Origin of the sequence: Caulobacter sp. 17J80-11, from assembly GCF_014349105.1 — a bacterium.
In the GTDB taxonomy this organism is placed as follows: domain Bacteria; phylum Pseudomonadota; class Alphaproteobacteria; order Caulobacterales; family Caulobacteraceae; genus 17J80-11.
The window spans coordinates 34,956-56,560 of sequence record NZ_JACSJI010000007.1 but is presented as its reverse complement, the minus strand read 5'-3'; the positions used below and the strand labels follow the sequence as shown (position 1 = coordinate 56,560).

Annotated in this window: 24 protein-coding genes; 13 read left to right on the top strand and 11 right to left on the bottom strand. The window is 70.8% G+C overall.

Annotated elements, in window-relative coordinates; translation table 11 throughout:
• Positions 1–2: 2 nt before the first annotated feature.
• The 7 genes from H8B08_RS09190 to H8B08_RS09160 all read right to left on the bottom strand — a co-directional run bounded on the left by H8B08_RS09190 (position 3) and on the right by H8B08_RS09160 (position 5,974).
• Positions 3–1,499 carry a Wzz/FepE/Etk N-terminal domain-containing protein gene (locus tag H8B08_RS09190; protein WP_187449894.1) on the bottom strand — a complete coding sequence of 499 codons (1,497 nt, stop codon included), beginning with the start codon at positions 1,497–1,499 and terminating at the stop codon, positions 3–5.
• 95 nt (positions 1,500–1,594) lie between these two features.
• A complete protein-coding gene (locus H8B08_RS09185) occupies positions 1,595–1,984 on the bottom strand; it encodes a copper resistance CopC family protein (RefSeq protein ID WP_187449893.1) in 390 nt (129 codons plus the stop codon).
• Between the two features lie 20 nt (positions 1,985–2,004).
• Complete coding sequence (locus tag H8B08_RS09180; RefSeq protein WP_187449892.1) at positions 2,005–2,739, bottom strand: copper resistance protein B; 735 nt, start codon at positions 2,737–2,739, stop codon at positions 2,005–2,007.
• Positions 2,736–4,571 (bottom strand): copper resistance system multicopper oxidase, encoded by a 1,836-nt coding sequence (locus H8B08_RS09175; RefSeq protein WP_187449891.1) that lies wholly within the window; start codon positions 4,569–4,571, stop codon positions 2,736–2,738. Before H8B08_RS09175 ends, H8B08_RS09180 begins: the two co-directional genes overlap by 4 nt.
• Positions 4,572–4,668: 97 nt before the next feature.
• Positions 4,669–5,253: an RNA polymerase sigma factor gene (locus H8B08_RS09170; RefSeq protein ID WP_370545447.1), complete on the bottom strand. Its 585-nt coding sequence runs from the start codon at positions 5,251–5,253 to the stop codon at positions 4,669–4,671.
• Positions 5,250–5,690: a periplasmic heavy metal sensor gene (locus H8B08_RS09165; protein ID WP_187449890.1), complete on the bottom strand. Its 441-nt coding sequence runs from the start codon at positions 5,688–5,690 to the stop codon at positions 5,250–5,252. The genes H8B08_RS09170 and H8B08_RS09165 overlap by 4 nt, the downstream gene beginning before the upstream one ends.
• Complete coding sequence (locus tag H8B08_RS09160; protein ID WP_187449889.1) at positions 5,687–5,974, bottom strand: hypothetical protein; 288 nt, start codon at positions 5,972–5,974, stop codon at positions 5,687–5,689. Before H8B08_RS09160 ends, H8B08_RS09165 begins: the two co-directional genes overlap by 4 nt.
• Positions 5,975–6,130: 156 nt before the next feature.
• Here H8B08_RS09160 and H8B08_RS09155 point away from each other — a divergent pair, with 156 nt between their 5' ends.
• Entirely contained in the window at positions 6,131–6,871 is a 741-nt protein-coding gene (locus tag H8B08_RS09155) for a PepSY domain-containing protein (protein ID WP_187449888.1), read from the top strand.
• A 5-nt stretch (positions 6,872–6,876) separates the two neighbouring features.
• Here the strand turns inward: H8B08_RS09155 and H8B08_RS09150 are convergent, their stop codons facing one another.
• A complete protein-coding gene (locus tag H8B08_RS09150) occupies positions 6,877–7,629 on the bottom strand; it encodes an AraC family transcriptional regulator (protein WP_187449887.1) in 753 nt (250 codons plus the stop codon).
• A gap of 173 nt (positions 7,630–7,802) precedes the next feature.
• On the opposite strand from H8B08_RS09150, the gene H8B08_RS09145 reads away from it, so the two are divergent.
• The 3 genes from H8B08_RS09145 (at position 7,803) to H8B08_RS09135 (ending at position 8,601) form a co-directional block, all read left to right on the top strand.
• On the top strand, positions 7,803–7,964 hold the full coding sequence (locus H8B08_RS09145; RefSeq protein WP_187449886.1) for a hypothetical protein: 162 nt from the start codon (positions 7,803–7,805) through the stop codon (positions 7,962–7,964).
• Positions 7,965–7,969: 5 nt separating this feature from the next.
• A complete protein-coding gene (locus H8B08_RS09140; protein ID WP_187449885.1) occupies positions 7,970–8,131 on the top strand; it encodes a hypothetical protein in 162 nt (53 codons plus the stop codon).
• Between the two features lie 77 nt (positions 8,132–8,208).
• Positions 8,209–8,601, top strand: a complete 393-nt coding sequence (locus H8B08_RS09135; RefSeq protein WP_187449884.1) for a response regulator — start codon at positions 8,209–8,211, stop codon at positions 8,599–8,601.
• A gap of 3 nt (positions 8,602–8,604) precedes the next feature.
• On the opposite strand, the gene H8B08_RS09130 is transcribed toward H8B08_RS09135, so the two are convergent.
• Complete coding sequence (locus H8B08_RS09130) at positions 8,605–10,920, bottom strand: heavy metal translocating P-type ATPase (RefSeq protein ID WP_370545446.1); 2,316 nt, start codon at positions 10,918–10,920, stop codon at positions 8,605–8,607.
• A 410-nt stretch (positions 10,921–11,330) separates the two neighbouring features.
• Between H8B08_RS09130 and cueR the strand changes: the two genes are divergently transcribed.
• From cueR to H8B08_RS09110, 4 genes are all read left to right on the top strand, one after another.
• The gene (gene cueR / locus H8B08_RS09125) at positions 11,331–11,720 is read left to right on the top strand and encodes a Cu(I)-responsive transcriptional regulator (RefSeq protein ID WP_187449883.1); all 390 of its coding nucleotides are present in this window, start codon (positions 11,331–11,333) and stop codon (positions 11,718–11,720) included.
• 225 nt (positions 11,721–11,945) lie between these two features.
• Positions 11,946–12,626 carry a polysaccharide biosynthesis/export family protein gene (locus H8B08_RS09120; RefSeq protein ID WP_255500752.1) on the top strand — a complete coding sequence of 227 codons (681 nt, stop codon included), beginning with the start codon at positions 11,946–11,948 and terminating at the stop codon, positions 12,624–12,626.
• A 240-nt stretch (positions 12,627–12,866) separates the two neighbouring features.
• Positions 12,867–14,993: a TonB-dependent receptor plug domain-containing protein gene (locus H8B08_RS09115; RefSeq protein ID WP_187449881.1), complete on the top strand. Its 2,127-nt coding sequence runs from the start codon at positions 12,867–12,869 to the stop codon at positions 14,991–14,993.
• 149 nt (positions 14,994–15,142) lie between these two features.
• Complete coding sequence (locus H8B08_RS09110; RefSeq protein WP_187449880.1) at positions 15,143–17,269, top strand: TonB-dependent receptor; 2,127 nt, start codon at positions 15,143–15,145, stop codon at positions 17,267–17,269.
• A 147-nt stretch (positions 17,270–17,416) separates the two neighbouring features.
• Here H8B08_RS09110 and H8B08_RS09105 read toward each other — a convergent pair whose 3' ends face one another.
• The gene (locus tag H8B08_RS09105) at positions 17,417–17,797 is read right to left on the bottom strand and encodes a diacylglycerol kinase family protein (RefSeq protein WP_255500751.1); all 381 of its coding nucleotides are present in this window, start codon (positions 17,795–17,797) and stop codon (positions 17,417–17,419) included.
• A gap of 296 nt (positions 17,798–18,093) precedes the next feature.
• On the opposite strand from H8B08_RS09105, the gene H8B08_RS09100 reads away from it, so the two are divergent.
• The 5 genes from H8B08_RS09100 (at position 18,094) to H8B08_RS09080 (ending at position 20,595) form a co-directional block, all read left to right on the top strand.
• The gene (locus H8B08_RS09100) at positions 18,094–18,456 is read left to right on the top strand and encodes a hypothetical protein (RefSeq protein WP_187449879.1); all 363 of its coding nucleotides are present in this window, start codon (positions 18,094–18,096) and stop codon (positions 18,454–18,456) included.
• A 111-nt stretch (positions 18,457–18,567) separates the two neighbouring features.
• The gene (locus H8B08_RS09095; protein WP_187449878.1) at positions 18,568–18,750 is read left to right on the top strand and encodes a hypothetical protein; all 183 of its coding nucleotides are present in this window, start codon (positions 18,568–18,570) and stop codon (positions 18,748–18,750) included.
• Positions 18,747–19,229 carry a transcription elongation factor GreA gene (greA, locus tag H8B08_RS09090; RefSeq protein WP_187449877.1) on the top strand — a complete coding sequence of 161 codons (483 nt, stop codon included), beginning with the start codon at positions 18,747–18,749 and terminating at the stop codon, positions 19,227–19,229. Before H8B08_RS09095 ends, greA begins: the two co-directional genes overlap by 4 nt.
• A 78-nt stretch (positions 19,230–19,307) precedes the next feature.
• The gene (locus tag H8B08_RS09085; protein ID WP_187449876.1) at positions 19,308–19,805 is read left to right on the top strand and encodes a hypothetical protein; all 498 of its coding nucleotides are present in this window, start codon (positions 19,308–19,310) and stop codon (positions 19,803–19,805) included.
• Between the two features lie 106 nt (positions 19,806–19,911).
• Positions 19,912–20,595, top strand: a complete 684-nt coding sequence (locus H8B08_RS09080) for a hypothetical protein (protein WP_187449875.1) — start codon at positions 19,912–19,914, stop codon at positions 20,593–20,595.
• Positions 20,596–20,633: 38 nt separating this feature from the next.
• Here the strand turns inward: H8B08_RS09080 and bla are convergent, their stop codons facing one another.
• Positions 20,634–21,548: a class A beta-lactamase gene (bla, locus tag H8B08_RS09075; protein ID WP_187449874.1), complete on the bottom strand. Its 915-nt coding sequence runs from the start codon at positions 21,546–21,548 to the stop codon at positions 20,634–20,636.
• Between the last annotated feature and the right edge of the window lie 57 nt (positions 21,549–21,605).

Sequence of the window (21,605 nt, the reverse complement as noted above, 5' to 3'; positions counted from 1 at the left end):
CTTCAGGGGGTCTTAAGCGGCGCGCTGGCCAGCACCGGCAGCTCCAGCGTCCGCCCGGCCGAGGCGGCGGTCGGGAAGCCCCGGCGCAGGAACACCCGCAGCAGACCGGCGCACACCGCGGTGAAGGCCGCGAAGCAGAAGGCCAGCGCCACGATGACCTTGCGCATGCTCTCGCCGCGGGCCGGTTGGGCGGCGCGCTCGACCACCCGGATGTTGTCGTCGGCGCCCTCGGCGATGGCCCGAGCGGCGCCGATCTCCTCGGCCCGGGTGGTGAAGCCGCGGATGTTGGTCTGCAGCACTTCGCGCTCGACCGACAGGTTCTGGTACTCCGACTCCAGCTTGGTCAGGTTCAGCTGGCGGTCGGAGACCTCTTTCAGCTGGCCCACCAGGGCGTCGCGACGCGCGGCCAGCGACGCGGCTTCGGCCGACAGGCGCACGCGGTCGGTCTCCAGGTCCTGCCAGACCGGGTTGGCGCCCAGGCGGCGATCCTTCTCGCCCACGCCCTGGCCCGAGCCGATCAGGCGCTCCAGCTCGGAGATCTTGGCGTCGACGTCCTTCACCGGCTGCGAGTCCGGCTTGTAGCGCGACAGCAGGTCCTGCCGCTCGACCTTCAGGGCCAGCAGCTTCTGCGGCGCGGTCAGGTCCAGGTCGCGCTGGACGCCGACTTCCGCCGGCACCGAGGCCAGGCCGGCCGACAGGCTCGCCAACTGGGCGCGCACCTCGCGCAGGCGGGCGTCGACCTTGTACCGTTCGTCCAGGACGTTCTGGTAAAGCGCGGAAAGGCTTGCCTTTTCCGTCGGGAAGTCGCCCAGCGCGTGATCGCGCAGGAAGGTCTCATAGGCCGCGTCGGCCTCGACCAGACGCTTTTCGAACGCCGCCTTCTGGGCCAGCAGAACCGGCGAGGAGACGTCTTTGAACACCTCCTTACGGTAGGCCAAGTAGGTCTCGACCAGCCGGTTCAGGATCAGGGCCGCGGTCGCCGCGTCCCTGTGCTTGAAGCTCAGCCGCACCACCCCGGTCTCGGGCGCGGTGTCGACGCCCAGGCCGTCTGTGATGGCCTTGATCGCCGCGCCCTCGATCTTGCGACGCTCCTCGGCGTCGGCCTGGTTCCAGGCCTCGGCCAGCTTCGGGTCGATGGCGGCCAGGCCCACGGCCTTGACCACACGGGCCTTCAGCTCGTCGCTGGACAGGATCTCGACTTCGGAGCGCACCACCTCGTCGGTCTTCGGCACCGCGCCGCGGGCGGCGTCGCCGGCGCGCGGTTCGTAGACGTATTCCTGGCCCAGCTGGACCAGCAGGCTGGACTTGGCGGTGTAGGTGCGCGGCGACATCACCGCCGCCGCTACCCCCAGGCCGAACACCAGAGCGAAGACCAGGAACATGTTGGTCTTTTCGCGCCACAGCAGCACGGTCAGGTCGCCCGCGGAATAGCGCGGACGCACGACGAGCCGGCCGCCCCAGGGCGCCTCGCTTCCGCTCGTCCAGTCCGTATCCCGCATACTGTTCCGACTCACTCCGCGCACGTCGCGGGATGGAAGCACGGTCGGCCGGTAGCGTTAACCGTGAGTGAACGAGCCTGCGAAGACGCCGCGGGTCAGCGGACGGTGAAGCCGAAGGCGCCGTACATCATGTGCCCGTCGGCCGAGGTGGCGTGCCAGGCGGCCTTCCAGACGCCGGCGGCCAGCACCGGCAGCTTCACCGTGGCGCTGTCGGCGACCGCGGCGGATCCCTTCAGCTTCAGGGTGGCGCCGTTCGGACCGGTCAGGGTGACCATGTCCAGCTTCATCGGGTGCTCGAAGGTCAGCGCCAGGGTCTTGGGGGCGCTGACGGTCGACCCGGATTCGGGCGAGGACGACTTCAGGCCGCCTTCCATCATGGCGCCGTGGCCGGCGTGATCCTGCGCGCCGTGGTCCATACCGGCATGGTCGGCCAGGGCCGGGGTGGCGACGGCGAGCGCAAAGGCGGCCGCGAGGGCGAGTTTCATTCGGGTCTCCAGGGGAAGGATTAGAACCAGCTCCGCACGCCGATGCGGATCGAGGTCGTGTCGACGTCGGATCCGCTAGCGCGGGCGATGGAGGCGGTCTCGCCGAGGCGCCGTTCGTAGGCGGCCTCGACATAGGGGGCGAACTTGCGGGTGATCTCGTAGCGGAGCTTCAGCTTGGCCTCGACGTCAGAGAAACCGGCGCCGACCTCCTTCTCCGGAACGTCCTGGGCGAAGGCGTTCACTTCGACCTCGGGCTCGAGCACAAGCCGCTGGGTCAGCAGCACGTCGAAGCTCTGCTTGAAGCGCACGCCCACGTCGCCGTCCTCGCTGAGGAAGGCGGCCGCGTCGGTCTCGAACTGGTAAGGGGCCAGGCCCTGCACGCCCAGCGCCAGATAGGTGGTCGGGTCCGGCTCGAAGTCGTGGCGCACGCCCGCCTGCAGGTCCCAGAAGGTCGCCACGTTGCGGCTCCACAGGGCCTGCAGCTCAGCCTCTTCGGTCTCGCCGTCCTCGACGTCGCCCTCGGTCTTGAACCAGAGCTTGTTCTTGTCCCCGCCGATCCAGGCGTCGCCCTCCCAGGAGCCGATCCCCTCCCCGTCCGTCGTCGTCCCGGCGTCGGCTTCGAGCCGGACCATGGAGTAGGTGCGGTGCTTGTGGGACGCAGGATCGTTCAGCGACTTCTCGCGGACTTCCTCGGCGGCGGCCGGAGCGGCCAGGGCGGCGGCGGCCAGGCTCGCGAACACGGCGGCGCGGATCATTGGCCCGCTCCATGGCCGGCGTGGTGGTGCCCGTGTTCGGCCTCGCCCTTGTCGGCCGAGGCGGCGGGCGCGTCGCCGTCCAGGCGGGCCACCGTCACCTTCTGCATCATGCCGGACTCCATGTGGTAGAGCAGATGGCAGTGGAAGGCCCACTCGCCCGGGGCGTCGGCGCTGATCAGCACCGAATAGCTCTTGCCCGGCGCGACGCTGACCACGTGCTTGTCCGGCAGGCGGTCGGCCGGCTGGCCGTTCTCCAGCTGCACGAACATGCCGTGCAGGTGCATCGGGTGAGCCATCATCGACTCGTTGATGAAGGTCATCCGCACCCGCTCGCCGTAGCGCAGGCGGATCGGCTCGGCCTCCTCGAAGGTCTGGCCGTTGATGGTCCAGCGGTAGCGTTCCATGTTGCCGCCCAGCCGCACCACGATCTCGCGCTCGGGGGCGCGCGTGTCGGCCTGCGGGGCGGCCGAGCGCAGGTCCGCGTAGCTCAGCACCTTGGCCCCATACGGCGCGCCCGAGGCCCAGCCGTAGACCTCGCCCGAGCCGTTCAGGCTGCCTTCCGGCGCCAGCTCGCCCATGTCGTGGGCCATGGTCGGCTTGCCCATGCCGTAGTCGATCTTCGGATAGTCGGTGACGACCTCGTCGCCGACCGACATGTCGTGGCCCATGGCGGCGTGATCCATGCCCTCCATGCCGGCCATGCTCCCGTGGTCCATGCCTTCATGGCCGGCGGCCGGCGTGGAAGCGCCGTGCCCCATGGCGGCGTGGTCCATGCCGGGCATGGCGTGGCCCATTTCGCTCATCATCAGGACGGCGCGCGGGCGCATTTCGGGTATGGCCGCGCTCATGCCCTCGCGCGGGGCCAGGGTGGCGCGAGCGTAGCCGGAACGGTCGATCGCCTCGGCGAAGACGGTGAAGGCTTCCTCGGTCTGCGGCTCCACGATCACGTCGTAGGTCTCGGCCACGGCGATGCGGAACTCGTCGACCGGCACCGGCTCGACGTCGCGCCCGTCGGCGGACACCACGGTCATCTTCAGGCCGGGGATGCGCACGTCGAAATAGCTCATGGCCGACGCGTTCACGAACCGCAGCCGCACCTTCTCGCCCGGCCTGAACAGGAAGGTCTCGTTGGTTTTCGGCCCCTTGCCGTTGACCAGGAAGGTGTAGCCCGAGACGTCGGCGATGTCGGTCGGGTCCATGCGCATGCCGCCCCAGGCCGTCCGGTCCTTGACCGCCGCGCCGAACCCGAAAGTCCGGGCGTCACGGAAGAAGTCGCCCAGCGTGCGCTTGCGGTAGTTGTAGTAGCCCGGGTCGACCTTGAGGTTGCGCAGGATCCGCTCCGGATCCTCCGGCGTGAACTCGGACAGCACCACCACGTAGTCGCGGTCAGTCTTGATCCGCGGCCCGTCGGCGGGATCGATCACGATCGAGCCGTAGTGACCGGCCTGCTCCTGCGTGGCGGCGTGGGCGTGGTACCAGTAGGTGCCGTTCTGCTGGATCTGGAACTGGTAGGTGTAGGTCTCGCCAGGCGCGATGCCCTTGAAGCCGTTGAAGCCCGGCACGCCGTCCTTTTCGGCCGGCAGCAGGAAGCCGTGCCAGTGGATCGAGGTGGTCTCGTTCAGCCGGTTGGTGACCCGGATGGTGGCGGTCTCGCCCTCGCGGAAACGCAAGGTGGGACCCGGCAGCTGGCCGTTGACGGTGATCTGCTCGGCCTTGCGGCCGTCGATGTCGACGAGGCGCTTGTCGATCACCAGGTCGTACTCGGCCGCCAGCACGGCCGGCGCGAGCATCAGGCTCACACAGATCGCCAGCAGCAGTCGGGTCAACGTCATCACAACTCTCGAGCCGTCACGGGAACGGCGCACCCTGCCCCTTCCCATCATGGGAGGGTCAAGTCCCCGTCTCCAGTCTCATACGCGCCCGCGGCGCTCACCCCTCGCGGTCGCCGAGCGAGGCCCCTGTAATTTCCGCCAGACGCCGCCGTGCCCGGTACACCCGGGTCTCCACCGCCTTGACCGAGACGCCCAGCAGGGCGGCTGCTTCCTGCTGCGACAGCCCCTCGAGCGCCGTCAGGATCAGGGGCTCCTTCAGCGCCGGCGGCAGGTCGGCCACCGCGCGGTCCAGCCGGCGCAGCGCCTCGGCCTCGACCAGGGCGGCCTCGGGCGAAAATCCCGGATCGGGCGCGGCCTCCAGTTCCGCCGTCTCCGCGCCGACGCCGCGCACCAGCCGCCGCACGAACCGGCGGCGGCTCCAGTCGCGGCACTTGTTCAGCGCCACCCGCCGCAGCCAGACTTCGAACGGCCGTGCGGGGTCGTAGCGGTCCAGCCCCCGCCAGGCGGCAGCAAAGCTCTCCTGCAGCAGGTCATAGGCCTCGTCGGCGTCGCCGACATAGCGGCGGACAAAGCGGTACAGCCCCTCCTTGTGCTTGCGCATCAGGAGGGTGAAGGCGCGCTCATCGCCGCTGGCGGCCCGGCTGGCGAGCTCGCCGTCGCTTTCGACCGGAGGCGGACTCACTTGTCTTCGGCGGTCAGGGTCCGGGCGACCTCGGCGTCGAACCGCGCGGCCTGCGCCGGGGTCAGCTCGGCCCGCATATCGAAGACGTGGGCGATGGTCTCCTTCTGGAGCGCGCCCATCGCGTGGTGGAAATGATCGACCGCGGCCTGGACCTGCGGGGAATAGCCGTCGCTGGCCTCGATGGCGGCGGCGAGCTCGGCGTTGGCGGCGCGCATGTCGGCTTCCAGCGCTTTGCGGCGGACGGCGAAGCGGCCTTCCAGCGCGTCGATCCGGCGCTCCTGCTCGGCGCTGAGGTCCAGCTTGTGATGCACGGTCTCGTGCAGGGAGGCCGGCGCGCGGGCCCCGACCACGTAGCGCGCGCCGCCCCAGGCCCCGAGCGCGGCGGCGACGGCGGCCAGGGCCGCCGTGAACAGCAGGTTGCGCAGACCCACGCTCATCGGCCGCCCTCCAGCAGGGTCGAGGGCGCCAGGTCGGGCTTCACCGCAAAGACCTGCATCTCCTTGGGGGTGTGGACGGCCGCGGTGGCCGCGGCCCCGCCGACCGCCACGCCGGCGACGAGGGCCAGCGACACGGTGGCGACCCGCAGCGGCCCGAACGGTCGCGGCTGGACCTCCTCGCGCGCGCCGATCCGCGCCCACACCGCCGGCTCCAGCTGGGCCAGAGACCGCTCGGGCGCGGTCCGCGCCAGCGCGCGCAGCTGCTCGTCCAGCGAATTCGTCATGGCGGCGGACTCCGGGGCTCTCGCTTGCACACTACGCGTGGTTCGGCCCGAACCCTCAATATGAGGGCTCGGGAACCTCGGCGCGTATTCCCTCATCGAAACCGGCGGCGCGCGCAGGGAACGCGGGCCGCCGACAGTGTGAGTCGGGGGGACGTGATGAAGGTTCTGCGTTGGTCGCTGCAGCTGCACAAGTGGATCGGCCTGGTGGTCGGCGTGCAGGTGCTGGCGTGGGTGGCGGGCGGTCTGATCATGACCGTCCTGCCGATCGAGAAGGTCCGCGGCGAGCATCACGTCGCTGACGCCCGCCCCGCCCCGCTTGACCCGTCCCGGCTGCTTTCGGCCGCCGACGTCGCGCGGATCGCCGGCGTGGCCCCGATCGACGCCGACCTGAAATCGACGCCGCGCGGCCCGGTCTGGGTGCTGAAGCCCGCGTCGGGCGAACCGGTGATCCGCGACGCCATTCTCGGAACCCCGCTGCCGCCGATGGACGACGAGGAGGTCCGCACCTTCGCCCGGCTGGCCTACAAGGGCGACGCCCACGTCGTCGCCGTGCGCCTGCTGGCCGAGGCGCCGCAGGAAACCGGGCGGACCGGTCCGCTGTGGCGGGTCGATTTCAACGACCTGGAGCGGACCACATTCTACCTGTCGCCGGCGACCGCGGAGGTGGTGACCCGCCGCTCCGGTCTCTGGCGGTTCTACGACGTCTTCTGGCGGCTCCACATCATGGACCTGAAGACCGGCGAGAACTTCAACCACCCGCTGATCATCGCCGCGGCGGTCCTGACCCTGAGCATCGTGGTCACCGGCATCATCCTGCTGTGGATCCGGCTGGCGCGCGATCTCCAGCAGTGGCGGGCCGCCGGTCGACGCGCACGGGAAGCCCGCCAAGCCGGCTGAGCCGATCAGGCCATCCGGAGCGCGCTGGCCGGCGTGCCGAACATCCGCCTGAACGTTCGGCTGAGATGGGCGGAGTCGGCGAAACCCGCGTCGTAGGCCGCCTCGGTCAGGGGCGCGCCCTCGGCGTAGCGCCGCACGGCCCGCATCAGCCGCAGCCACAGCACGTAAGAGCGGAACGCCACCCCGGTCTCCTGCACGAACAGGTGCCGGGTCCGGCCGGGCGACAGGCCCGCGACCTCGGCCGCGGCTTCGAGGGAGAGCGGCTCGGCCACGTTCTCGTTGGCCCATTCGATCACTTCGCGCACGCGGGCGTCCGGGGCGCTGACCTGCTCGACGGCCGGCGCGAGGGCTCCGAACGCCACTTTGGCGAGTTCGGCCAGACGCTCGTCCGGCGCGCTGGCGCGATAGGCGTCCCGCAGCGCTTGGGCGGCCTCCTGCAGGACGGCCTCCGGCAGCAGTGCGACCGGAGCGTCCCCGCAGTAGGCGGCCAGCAAGGCGCGCCCAATCCGACTCTCCGGTTCGACAAACAGATGGGCGATCTCGCCCTGGGCGCGGAAGGCGTGAAGGACGTCGCTGGCCACCATCGCGGCGCGGCCGCACACGACCTTGTCGCGGGCCTCGAAGCGGAAGTCGCTGTCGAAGCCGAGCGTCAGCTGAACGGCGTGGTGGGCGTGCGGTTCGAATTCGCCGGTCGTTTCGCCGATCCAGAGGCTCCCGCCTTCCCAGAGACAGATGCGGCCGCGGCTGTGGACGGTCATGACGTGCTCTCCCGTTTGCGCGGGCGAACCTGCTGCTTCCCATCGTGGGAAGGTCAACCCCCGTTCATCGAGAGAAATTTTCCGGCCCGAAAGCGCTTAGCCCCTTCGTTCAATCGCCGGCCCGCAGGCGTCGGTAGGGATGCTCTCACCAACGACGAAACAGGAGCTACCCCATGTCGACCAAGTGCGAGAACCAAGCCTGCACCTGCGCCCCGCGCTGCGAATGCGCCCCGGCCGCCTCGAGCTGCGCCTGCAACACCCAGTGCGGCTGCGGCGACCGGTGCGCCTGCTCGTCCGAGCAGCGGTGCGCCCCGGGCTGCGCCTGCGGCGAGTGAACCTCGTGCCGCTCGCGCGCACGGCGGCGGCGATCCTCGTCCTGACGGGCGTCTTCTGGATCGTGGCCGCCTGGTACGCCGCCGACCGCGGGCCGACCGTCGCACGCAAGGCGCCCCCGCCCTTCGCGTCCGACGGCCGCCACCGCGCGGCGCCCGACGCCGGCTGACCCCGGCCGGCGCCCCCTAGCGCCTCCCGGTCCTCCCCCTCGCCGGGGGGCGCACCTCTTTCCCAGGACCCGTTACGATGACCGCCGCGCCCCGCGTCCTCGTGGTCGAGGACCATCCGCTCATCCTGCCGCTCGCGGCCGAAACCCTGGCCAGCGTCGGGTGCGAGGTGATCTCAGCCGCCACGGCCGAGGCCGCGCTGGCCGCGCTCGACGCCCATTCGGGGCGCCTGAGCGCGCTTGTCGCCGACATCGACCTCGGCTCCCCGGACCTGACCGGCTTCGACGTCGCCCGGCGCGCGCGCGAGCTGAACCCGGCCCTGCCGGTGATCTACGCCAGCGCCCGTGCGGCCGAGGACGTCGAGGCCCAGGGCGTTCCCGGCGCCGTCTACCTGCCCAAGCCCTACTGCCCGGCGCGGTTGTGCCGGCAGGTCGCCGCCCTGCTCGCGGCGCCGGCCGGGATTGCGGCGTGAGGCCTAGAGCGTCACGCGCCTCAGTCGAAGCGCGTTGCCGACCACGCTGACCGACGACAGGGCCATCGCTCCGGCGGCGATCGCCGGCGACAGCAGCAGTCCGAACAGCGGGAACAGCACCCCGGCTGCGATCGGCACGCCGGCGGCGTTGTAGACGAAGGCGAAGAACAGGTTCTGGCGGATGTTGCGCATCACCGCCCGCGACAGTCGCCGGGCCCGCACGATGCCCGCGAGATCCCCCTTCAGCAGGGTCACGCCGGCGCTCTCGATGGCGACATCCGCGCCCGTGCCCATGGCGACGCCGACGTCGGCCGCGGCCAGGGCGGGCGCGTCGTTGACCCCGTCCCCGGCCATGGCGACGACCCGCCCCTCGCGCCTGAGCCGCTCGACCACGGCGGCCTTGTCCTGCGGCAGGACCTCGGCGGCCACGTCGTCGATGCCGAGCTTGCGCGCCACCGCCTGGGCGGTCGTGCGGTTGTCGCCGGTCATCATCACCAGGCGCACGCCGGACCGCTTGAGCGCTTCGACGGCGTCGGGCGCGTTCGCCTTGATCGGGTCGGCGATCCCGAAGACCCCGGCCAGCCGCCCGTCGAGACCGGCGAAGATCGCCGTCGCCCCGTCCTGCCGCAGCCGCTCGGCCGCGGCGTCCAGATCGGCGGTGGCGACGCCCAGCTCGGCCATGAACTTGCCGCTGCCCAGCGCCAGGGCGCGGCCTTCGACCCGCCCGACCACGCCCTTGCCGACGGGCGAGTCGAACTCGTTCGCCTCCACGAGCGCGATGGAGCGGTCCGCCGCCGCCCGGACGATCGCGTCCGCCAACGGGTGTTCGCTGTTGCGCTCCAGACTGGCGGCCAGTCGCAGCAGCTCCGTTCCGTCGAAGCCGGCGGCCGGTTCGATCGCCACCACGGCGGGGCGCCCCTCGGTCAGGGTGCCGGTCTTGTCGACGACCAGGGTGTCGACCTTCTCGAAGCGCTCCAGCGCCTCGGCGTTCTTGATCAGAACGCCCGCCTGGGCCCCGCGGCCGACGCCCACCATGATCGAGATCGGCGTCGCCAGGCCCAGCGCGCAAGGACAGGCGATGATCAGCACCGACACCGCCGCGACCAGGGCGAAGGCCATGCGCGGCTCCGGTCCGACCAGCGACCAGGCGAAGAAGGCCAGGGCCGCCGCGACGATCACGGCCGGCACGAACCAGCCCGACACCAGGTCGGCCAGGCGCTGGATGGGCGCGCGGCTGCGCTGGGCGGCGGCCACCATCTGAACGATCTGGAACAGCAGGGTGTCGGCCCCGACCTTCTCGGCCCGCATGACGAACGAGCCGGTCTTGTTCAGGGCGCCGGCCACCACCTGCGCGCCCGGCTCCTTGGTCACGGGCATGGATTCGCCGGTCACCATGGACTCATCGACGGCGGCGCGGCCGTCGGTCACCACGCCGTCGACCGGGACCTTCTCGCCGGGCCGGACCCGCAGCCGATCGCCGACCCCGATCAGGTCGAGGGTGACCTCTTCGTCGGTCCCGTCGTCGCGCACGCGCCGCGCGGTCTTGGGCGCGAGGTCCATCAGGGCCCGGATCGCGCCGGAGGTCTGTTCGCGCGCCCGCAACTCCAGAACCTGGCCCAGCAGGACCAGCACGGTGATCACCGCCGCGGCCTCGAAATAGACCGGCACCGCGCCGTGCTCGCGGAAGGCGTCGGGGAACACGTCCGGCGCGAACACGGCGACCACGCTGTAGAGCCAGGCGACGCCGACGCCCATGGCGATCAGGGTGAACATGTTGAGGCTGCGCGCCTTCAGCGACGCCCAGCCGCGTGCGAAGAACGGCGCGCCCGCCCACAGCACGACCGGCGTGGCCAGGGCGAACTGCAGCCAGTGCGAGGTCTGGCGCCCGATCAACATGTTCAGGCCGGTCAGGTGGCCGCCCATCTCCAGCACGAACACCGGCGCCGCGAAGGCCAGGCCGATCCAGAACCGCCGGGTCATGTCGGCCAGCTCCGGGTTGGGGCCGGTGTCCGCGGTCATGACCTCCGGCTCCAGGGCCATGCCGCAGAGCGGACAGGCGCCCGGACCGATCTGCCGGACTTCCGGGTGCATGGGGCAGGTGTAGACCGTCCCCTCCGGCGCGGGGGGCGGCGGGGCGCGGTCAGCCTTCAGGTAGGCCTGCGGGTCGGCTTCGAACTTGTGCCGGCAGCGCTCGGCGCAGAAGTGATAGGTCCGTCCGTCGAACATCGCGCGGTGCTTGGACGTATGCGGGTCGACCTTCATGCCGCACACGGGGTCGACGACATGACAGGAAGCGTGGGGATCGGCCGTGTGGGTCACGACTTCGCACTCCGGAAATCTGCAAGGAGCCGCACGCTAGGGCTTCCCATCATAGGAGGGTCAACACCGCCGCCGCAGCTCCCGATCGCCGCTCGCCTTCCAAAAGAACGCCGAAAATGGCCGCTTGACCTTCCCATGACTGGAAGGTCTATCACCCCCAGGCACATCGCTGACCAACGAGGTTCGACATGCCGACCAAGTGTGAATGCTCCCCCTGCACCTGCGCCCCGTGCACGTGCGCGTCCGCCAGCGCCGGTTGCGGCTGCGGCCCCGCCTGCGCCTGCGAGTGCTGCAAGTGCTCCAGCGCCGACAGCCGTGACGGCTGCGACGGCCACTGCGGCTGAGCCGCCCTCCCCCGCGCCTCCCGGTCCTCCCCCCGGGGGGCGCGCCCATTCCGACAGGAGGACCTGATGAACATCGGCCAGGCGTCCAAGGCCTCCGGCGTCTCCACCAAGATGATCCGGTATTACGAGAGCATCGGCCTGGTCCGGCCGGCCGACCGGACCGATAGCAACTATCGCAGCTTCGGCCCGTGCGAGGTCAATGAGCTGCGCTTCATCCGCCGCGCCCGCAACCTGGGCTTCTCGGTCGAGGAGATCGGCAAGCTGCTGTCGCTTTGGCGCGACCGCGAGCGGCCCTCGCGCGAGGTCAAGGCCATCGCCCAGAGCCACGTCGCCGACCTCGACGCCCGCATCGCCGAAATGCAAGCCATGGCCGACACCCTGCGCGAACTGGCCCGCTGCTGCGCCGGCGACGAACGCCCGGACTGCCCGATCCTGGCCGACCTGGCGGAGGCTTGATTTGAAGCGTCACCCTCGGGCTTGTCCCGAGGGCCCAGTCGTCAGGTACGCGAACGGAGCCGGACAACCACTCCCTCAACGCCGTGCGAGCCGAACCCTGGGCCCTCGGGACAAGCCCGAGGGTGACGCAGCTTTGTTGGGCGACCCTTGTCGTTAACTGCTGATTACCCATTCCAGCGGACTTTCACCTCTATGTTGAATGGCGCGCGGACAACTCGGCGGCTGATGCTGGCGGCTCTGGCGGGCCTGGCGCTCGCGGGCTGCGCCACGTCGCGCGAGGCCGCCCGCTTCCCCGATATCGGCTTCGCCACCTGGGACGACGGCGAGCCCGGCTACCGGCTCTATCCCGGCGACGAGATCGAGGTCGCCACCCCGACCGCGCCGGAGCTGACCCGCACGGTCAAGGTCGGGCCGGACGGGCGCGTCGCCCTGCCCCTGATCGGCGACGTCATGGCCGCCGACCGCTCGCTGCCGGACCTGCAGGACGACATCTCCAAGGCCTACAGCGCCCAACTGCTGCGCCCCGTGGTCGAGGTCTCGCTGAAGACCGCCGGCCTGAAGGTGTTCGTCGGCGGCGAGGTCGCGTCCCCGGGCGCCATCGATATGCCCGGCGACATCGACGCCCTGCAGGCGGTGATCATGGCCGGCGGCTTCAAGCCCGGCGCCAAGACCTCGGAAGTGGTGCTGATCCGGCGCGGTCCGGGCGGGCGCGCCATGGCCCGCACCATCGACCTGTCCAAAGCCCTGAAGGACCCCAGCCGCGCCGACCGCGCCGCGCTCCGCCGCTTCGACATCGTCTACGTGCCGCGCACCGCCGCGGCCGAAGCCGGCGTCTACATGGCTCAGGTCCGCGACATGATGCCGATCGGCTTCAGCTACTCGCTGAACAATCCTTACGGGCGCTAGCGCATTTTCCGCCGGAGCGGCCGCCGGTTCGGCGGAGAAAATGCGCTCACTCCAGGCTGCCGACCTGATCCGATCCGAGCGATCGGATCAGGAGGGGCGTATTAGCCACACCTCGCCGAACAAGCTTGGCATTACGCCTTTGTAACGCGACTCACCCCATAGGCGACGGCACAGCTTCGCGGTGCGCGAGGGAGCCTCCGGCGTGGGTATCGGGAGGACGGCGCACCAGGGGGGATCTCCATGACGCGCATCGTCCGCTCGCGCCGCAACGGCGCCTGGCTCGCCGCCGTGGCCGCCGCCAGCAGCCTGCTCGCCGGCGCCGCCCTGGCCCAGGTCCCGGGTGCGGACGGCAGGACCGTCTATCCGGCCGAGTGGTTCGCGAAGTTCGCGCCTTCGAACGCCTGGGACATGGCTTCCCAGGTGCCGGGCGTGACGGTCGAGAACGGCGAGGACGTGCGCGGCTTCGCCGGCGCGGCCGGCAACGTGGTGATCAACGGCGCGCGCCCCAGCGCCAAGGCTGAGAGCCTGCAGTCGATCCTGAGCCGCATCCCCTCCGCCCAGGTCGTGCGCGTCGAGGTGGTCCCTGGCCAGCTGATCGGCGGCGAGTACCGGGCCCGCGCCCAGGTCATCAACGTGGTGCTGACCGAGGAGGCCAGCGGCTGGTCCGGCGCGGTCGACGCTGCGGTGCGCATGCCCTACACCAACCAGGCGGCGCTCTCCGGCGGCGTGTCGGCCCTTTACCGCAAGGGCGCGACCTCGCTGAACCTGGCCGCCAGCCACTACAGCGAGAACGCGCCCGACCAGGGCTACGACCTGTGGGTCGAGCGGCCGTCCGGCGACCTGATCGAGCGCCGCGACAAGGTCAACCGCTACACCACCCGCGAAGACACGCTGAGCGCCAGCTGGGCCTGGGAGCCGACCGACGGGCGCGCCGCGCACCTGAACGGCCGGGCCTGGAGCTGGGAAAACCCGCTGCGCCACAAGTCCGAGGTCAGCAACGACAGCGGCCCGCTGCGCTACGACACCATCGCCCAGAACCCCGAGCGACTGGGCTTCGAGCTGGGCGGCGACTTCAGCCGGCCGTTCGCCGGCGGCACGGCCAAGCTGGTCGGCCTGATGCGCCGCGACCACTACCAAACCGAAGAAGCCCAGCTGAACCACACGCCGGCCGGCGTCCTCACCGGCGGCGTCGCCCAGAGCGTCGACAACAGCTACGGCGAGAGCATCGTGCGCGGGACCTGGGCGCGCGAGAACCTGTGGGGCTGGTCGATCGAAACCGGCGCCGAAGCGGCGCTGAACACGCTGGACGCCGACATCGGCCTGGCCCTGGTCGACGACCTCGGCGTGCGCACCCCGATCCAGCTGCCGGGCTCGCAGGCCACGGTGAAAGAAGTCCGCGGCGAAGCCTTCGTCAGCGGCGGACGCAAGCTGTCCCCGACGCTCAGCTTCGACTGGGGCGTGGCGGTCGAGACCTCGACCATCTCGTCCGACGCTTCGACCCTCACCCCGGGCCTGACCGTCTCGTCCGAGCGGACCCTGACCTTCGTGAAGCCGCGCGCTTCTCTGGAATGGCGCCCCGACACGAACTGGCGCGCGCGCGTGGCGGTCGGGCGCACGGCGGCCCAGCTGAATTTCGACGACTTCGTCTCCAACGTGGAGCTCGCTAACGGGCGCTCGAACGGCGGCAACGTCGCGCTGGAGCCCGAGCGCACCTGGCGGCTGACCGGCGAGATCGAGCGCAAGGTGCTGGGCGACGGCACGCTTCGCCTGGGCCTGAACAGCGACTGGGTCGAGATGGTCCAGGACCGGGTGCCGATCGAGATCTTCGACGAGCACGGCGTGCTGGTCGACATCGTCGACGGCCCGGGCAACCTGGGCGACGGCCGCCGCATCTGGCTGGAGGCCGTGGCCGGCCTGCCGCTGGACCGCTTCGGCGTCACCGGCGGGCGGTTCAACGCGCGCTGGACGCTGCAGGACAGCTCGGTCACCGACCCCTACACCCACACCGACCGCGAGTTCACCGGCGAAGAGCCGTGGGGCTTCTCGGCCGACTTCCGGCAGGACCTGCGCGCCCACAACCTGGCCTGGGGCGTGGTCTACGACGCCGAGGGCGGCAGCCCGCAGTACCGGATCAACGAGATCGACGTCTGGAACCCGGAGAACTACTGGTTCCGCGTGTTCGTGGAGGCGCGTCCGAACGCCCAGACCACCATCACGCTCAGCGCCAACAACGTGTTCAACCGGCCGGTCATCCGCGACCGCACCTTCTTCGACGGCACGCGCGAGTTCGACATCAACGGCCATGAGCTGCGCTGGCGCAAGCAGGGCACGGTCTGGGCGATCCAGCTGAAGCGCACCTTCGGCTAAGGGCCTCCGCCCGATCCGGTTTCGTCGCCGAAAAGCGGGGGTTCGTCGCAAATCCCCGCGCCTTTCCCGTCCCCACGGCAAAGCTTTCGCGTGCGCGAAAACCCCCGACGCGTGATGATCGGCGGGACGGCGCAGTACGGGGGATACCGATGCGCCTTTCTTATCGTTGTCGCGGCCGCCGCGGCTGCCTGCTCGCCTTCGCCGCCGCCGCCAGCCTGGCCGCCGGGGCCGCCCTGGCCCAGGAACAGGCCGCCGACGGCCGCACCGTCTACGCCTCCGCCTGGTTCGAACAGTTCGCCCCGTCCAACGCCTGGGACATGGCTTCCCGTGTTCCGGGCGTGAACGTCCAGGACGGCGAGGACGTCCGCGGCTTCGCCGGCGCGGCCGGCAACGTGGTCATCAACGGCGAGCGGCCCAGCGCCAAGGCCGAAAGCCTGCAGTCGATCCTCAGCCGCATTCCCGCCGCTCAGGTCGTGCGCGTCGAGATCGTGCCCGGTCAGGTGATCGGCGGCGAGTACCGCTCGCGCGCCCAGGTCATCAACGTGGTGCTGAGCGACAGCGCCGACGGCTGGTCCGGCGCGGCCGAGGCCACGGTGCGCATGCCCTTCACCCGCCAGACCGCCCTGTCCGGCGGCGTGTCGGCGCTCTACCGCAACGGCGCGACGTCGCTGAACCTGGCGGTCGACCACTACAGCGAGAACCTGCCCGACGAGGGCTTCGACCTGCTCACCGCCCTGCCGTCCGGCGACCTGATCGAACGGCGCGACAAGGTCAACCGCTACGCCCAGCGGCAGGACACGCTGAGCGCCAGCTGGGCCTGGGAGCCGTCCGACGGCCGCGCCGCCCATGTGAACGCCCGCGTCTGGAACTGGACCAACCCGCTCGCCCACAACTCGCGCGTCAGCGACGCCCTAGGCCCGATCCGATACGACACCATCAACCAGGTCCCCGAGCGGCTGGGCGTCGAGCTGGGCGCCGACTTCAGCCGCCCGCTCGCCGGGGGCACGGCCAAGCTGGTGGGCCTGATGCGCCGCGAGCGCTACGAGACGGACGAAGCCCAGCTGAACCACACGCCCGACCGCGTGCTGACCGGCGGCTTCGCCCAATCCGTGAACAACCTCTACGGCGAGACCATCGGCCGGGGAACCTGGTCGCACGAAAACCTCTGGGGTTGGTCGTTCGAGACCGGCGCCGAGGTGGCGCTGAACACGCTCGACGCCGACATCCGCATCGCCTCGGTCGACTCGTCGGGCGTCCACACCCCGATCCCCTTCCCCGGTTCGCAGGTGCTGGTCGAGGAGATCCGCGGCGAAGCCTTCGTCAGCGGCGGGCGCAAGCTCACCCCGACCCTGACCTTCGACTGGGGCGCGGCCATCGAGACTTCGACCATTTCGGTCGAGGCGGCCGACTACGAGCGCACCCTCACCTTCATCAAGCCGCGCGCCTCGCTGGAATGGCGCCCCGACGACAAGTGGCGCATGCGCCTGGCCGTCGGCCGCACGGCGGCCCAGCTGAACTTCGACGACTTCGTCTCGAACGTGGAGCTCGCCACCGAGCGCGAGAACGGCGGCAACGTCACCCTGGAGCCGGAGCGCACCTGGCGTGTCACCGGGGAGATCGAGCGCAAGGTGCTGGGGGACGGCGCGGTGCGCCTGGCGCTGAACAGCGACTGGGTCGAGATGGTCCAGGACCGCGTGCCCGTCGAGGTGCTGGGCCCCGACGGTCCCGACCCGGACAGCGATCCGGACGTGGTCGACGTCATCGACGCCCCGGGCAACCTTGGCGACGGCCGGCGGCTGTGGCTGGAAGCGGCGGTCGGCCTGCCGCTGGACAAGTTCGGCGTCGCCGGCGGCCGCTTCAACGCCCGCTGGACGCTGCAGGACAGCCGCGTGCGCGATCCGTACACGCACAAGGATCGGGACTTCACCTTCGAGGAGCTGTGGGGCTTCTCGGCCGACTTCCGCCAGGACCTGCGGGCCCGCAAGCTGGCCTGGGGCGTGATCTACGACGCGGAAGGCGCGCTGCCGCAGTACCGGCTGAACGAATTCGACGTCTACAACCCCGAGAACACCTGGTTCCGCGTGTTCGTCGAGGCGCGCCCCAACGCGCAGACGACCATCACGCTCAGCGCCAACAACGTGCTGGACCGGGCGCTGGAGCGGGATCGGGACTTCTACTTCCCCAACCGCACCACGCCGGATCCGATCGCGCACGAATACCGCTGGCGCACCCAGGGTGTGACCTGGGCCCTGCAGGCCAAGCGGACGTTCGGGTAAATCCTCCTCCTCTGGGGGAGGGGGACCATGCGAAGCATGGTGGAGGGGGCTCGTCTTGGCGCGACCCTGCAGCTGAGCGGGTCCACTCCGCTGGCCCCTCCACCGCTTCGCGGTCCCCCTCCCCCACCGCTCCGCTCGGGGGAGGAATTAAAGGTACGGCGCGAGCGTCAGCGCCCCCAGCACGACCGCGCCGATCGAGCAGATCAGGACGGCGCCGGCGGCCACGTCCTTGGAGCGCTGCACCAGGACGTGGAAGTCCGGCGAGACCACGTCGCACAGGTGTTCAAAGGCGGTGTTCATCGCCTCGGCCACCCAGACCAGGACGACGGCCACGATCAGCCAGCGCCAGTCCTCGGTCCGGACCTTCAGCCCGATCCCGGCGGCCACGACCGCCGCGGTCGCGGCCAGGTGGATCCAGGCGTTGTGCTGGGTGCGCAGCATGAAGCCGATGCCTGTGAAGGCGTAGCGAAAGCTCTTCAGCCGGGCGGCGATGGTGAAACGGGCGGGCGTCATGGCGTCGAGGGTCATGGTGAGGCGACGGCGGCGAAAACGCCAAGCTAGGCCATTGCGCGCGCCCGCGTCAGCCCGCTGCTCGCCTGTCGGGCGACACGAACTTGCACAACCCTGACGGTTGAGCGAACGTCCGCGCTGTAGAGGTCGACTGCGCCGATTCCGGGGGGAAGCGCGCCAGGCGGCCTCGCGATCCGGGGGGATCGTCACAAACCAGACCGCAATCGCGGCGCGCCTGCGCCGCGGCGGCGCGTGCGCGTCGGACTCCCTCGCATTTTCGGCGGTCGCGGCCGCCCATCGAAGGAGAGAGTTCCGTGCTGATTATCTGGTCCGGCAAGGGCATTCTGGTGCCGCTGTTCGTGGTGGTCGCGTTCTTCCTGTGCATGTTCATCGTCACCCCGCTGCACCTGCAGGGCGGGCTCGAGTCGGCCGCGGCGGTCAGCCTGGCCGGCGTGGTCGCCGGGGCGGCGCTGTTCTTCACCACCCGCGCCATCGAATCCAAGGAAGGCCGCGTGTACATCGACGCGGCGACCAACCAGCGCTTCGAAGTGAAGCCCAACGCCGGCTCGTTCTTCTTCATCCCGACCCGCTACTGGTCCTACATCGTCGCCGTGCTGGGCGTCGGCATCGCCGTCATGGCCATGTTCGACCCGGCCGGCACCGCGTCCAAGTTCTGATCCCGGTTGAGCCCGGGAGGAGCGCGGGGGGCTTTGGCCCTCCGCGCTTTTTCGTGTCCGGCGGCGGTTGAAAGCGGCCGGCCGCCGGCGCGGGCGTGTTACACTGGGCGGATGTCCGATCCCGTCGACACCGCCCAGAAGCCGGCCAACGCGGCTGAAGCCCTCGCCGCCGCGCTCGCCCGCAAGAAGGCCGCCCAGGCCGACTACGCCAACGGCCCCGGGGGCCGGCGCCAGGCCGAGCGCGCCGCCGCCGCCCGCGCCGCCTCGAAGTCCAAGCCGAAGCTGCGCAAGTGAGCGTCGCCTTCACCAAGGAGCAGGATTACGAGGCGACCGCCGCGGACCTGCCCGACCGCCCGATCTCGACCCATCCCAACCTGGTCACCGCCTCGGGCCTGGCCCAGCTGGACGCCGCCCTGGCCGAGGCGCGTGAGGCCTACACCGCGGCCAAGGCCGGGGGCGGCGACATCCAGGCCGACCGCACGGCCATGGCGCGCGCCACCCGTGACCTGCGCTACTGGAACGCCCGGCGCGCGTCGGCCCAGCTGACCGAGCCGGACGGCCCGGCCGACCAGGCCCTGTTCGGCCGCACCGTCACCATCGAGCGCGAGGACGGCCGCACCCAGAGCTTCCGCATCGTCGGCGAGGACGAGGCCGACCCGGCCAAGGGCAGCGTCTCCTACATCTCCCCCCTCGCCCAGGCCCTGATGGGCAAGGCCGTCGGCGACGAGGTGGTGGTCAACGGCGCGGAAGTGGAGATCGTCGCGGTCGCCTGAAACGCGAGCGCTGTCCCGAGCGGACGCCACGGTGTAGCTTGCGCGCCGCGGCGCCTCGCCGCTCGGGGGATCAGTCTCATGCGCTTCTTGGCCTCACTCGTCGTCGCGACCGTCATGCTGGTGGCTGGCCCGGCCGCCGCCCAGGCCGCCTGGACTAACTTCAAGAGCGTCGACTACGGCTTCTCGGTCGACCTGCCGGGCGAGCCGGCCGTGACCCATCCCCCCATCGAGCAGACGGTGGACACCGCCCAGTTCACCGTGGCCGGCGATGGCGAGGCCTTCATGATCATGATCGTCCAGTTCCGGCCGGGCGAAGCCGCCACCCCGGGCGCCCTGGACACCTTCCTGGACGGCGTGGTCACCGGCGCAAACGGCCGGGAGACGTCGCGCGAGACCACGCGCGTCTCGGGCAAGGACGCCCGCAAGGCGGCGATCGAGTTCGAGAGCGGCGCGAAAGGGAGTGCGGTGGCGTTCATCCACGGCGACCGAGCCTATATCGCGGTGGGCATGCGCGCGCAGAACGTCGGCTCCGCCGACGTCGAACGGATGGTCGCCTCCTTCCGCCTCATGGGCTGAGATCGGCCGATCGGGCGTCGTCGCCCCCGTCACGGACCTCCGGTATTCACCACGGCGCTTTTGTGGTTAAGCTTGCCCCGGCTCGGGGGAGCTGGAGGGCGGGATCATGGTCTGGTGGTGGTGGATTTTGCCGGCGCTCGTCGGCCTGATCGGCGTGGCGATCCTGCTGGGCGGGTTCGGCGCGATGTTCCGCGGCAAGCCGGGCAAGGGCCTTTTCGGAACCCTGGCCGGCGCTCTGTTCCTGGCGGTCGCGGCCGCCGCGGCCCTGCTGGGCCTGAACGTGCAGACCTACAACCGGCTGACCTATGAACGTCCGGTCGCCACGCTGGAGCTGAAGCAGAAGGGGCCGCGCCTCTACGACGCCGCCCTGTCCCTGCCGGCTCCGGAAGGCCAGGCCTCGGCGGTCACCCGCACCTACGAGATCCACGGCGACGAATGGCGGGTGGAAGCCCGGGTGCTGAAGTGGAAGGGCTGGGCCAACGTGCTGGGCCTGGACAGCCAGTACCAGCTGGACCGCCTGTCCGGCCGCTACGAGGACACCGAGTCCGAACTGCACGCCGAGCGCAGCGTCTACGACCTGCGCCCGACCCAGCAGGGCGGCCTGGACGCCTGGACCCTGGCGCGCAAGCACAAGAAGTACGCCCCCATGGTCGACGCCCTCTACGGCTCGGGCGCCTCCATGCCCATGGCCGACGGCGCGAAGTACGAGGTCTGGATCACCCAGAGCGGCCTGATCGCCCGCCCGGTGAACCCGCAGGCCGAACAGGCGTCGACCAGCGGCTGGCGCTGATTTCCTTCTCCCCTTGCGGGAGAAGGAACACAGCACCTCTACCCCCACTTCGGCCACGTCTCTCCGACCACGCGGCCCACGTCGGCCAGGGCCTGATCCCGCGCCTTGGCGTCGACCGCCTCGGCCCCGGTCAGGTAGGCGGTGATCAGCACCGGCCCGCCGCTGGGCGGCCAGGCCACGGCGATGTCGTTGGCGGTGCCCCGCTCGCCGGTGCCGGTCTTGTCGCCGATGGTCCAGGCGCTCGGCAGTCCGGCGCGCAGCCGGTGCTGGCCCGTGGTGGTCGCCTTCATCCAGCCCGTCAGCCGGGTGCGCGACGCTTCCGTCAGGGTCGGGCCGAGCACGATCGCGCCCATCGACTTCAGCATGGCCTGCGGCGAGGTGGTGTCGCGCGGGTCGCCGGGCCGGCCCATGTTCAGCCCGGGCTCGGTGCGGTCCAGCCGGGTGACCTCGTCGCCCAGCGAGCGGGCGAAGGCGGTCAGGGCCGCCGGCCCCCCGCTGAAGCCCAGCATCAGGTTGGCGGCGGCGTTGTCGCTCTGGCTGACCGCCGCGGCGCACAGCTCCTCGACGCTCATGTCCGCGCCGACCCGCTCCTTGGTCGCCGGCGACCAGCTGACGATGTCGGCCGCCGTCACCGGCACGCGCCGGTCCAGGCCTTCTTCGCCGCGGTCGACCCGGGCCAGCACCTGCGAGGCCAGCAGGAATTTGAAGGTGCTGCACATCGGGAAGCGCTCGTCCCCACGATGAGCGAACCGGCGGCCGTTCTGCAGGTCCAGCGCCGCCACGCCGAGCCGCCCGCCTACGCGGGCCTCGATTTCGGCGATACGCGGACTAATCACGTCCGGCACCGGCGGGGCCGGTTCGGCCGCCGCGCGACCCTCCGCCCGCACGCCGCAGCCGGCCAGGGCCGCCGCTCCAAAGCCAAAGCCGGTCAGGACCGCGCGCCGTCCGATCATCGAAAATCCCCTGTTGATGGAGAGAGCGTGGCCGGAGGGGCGCGCGGCGGCAAACGA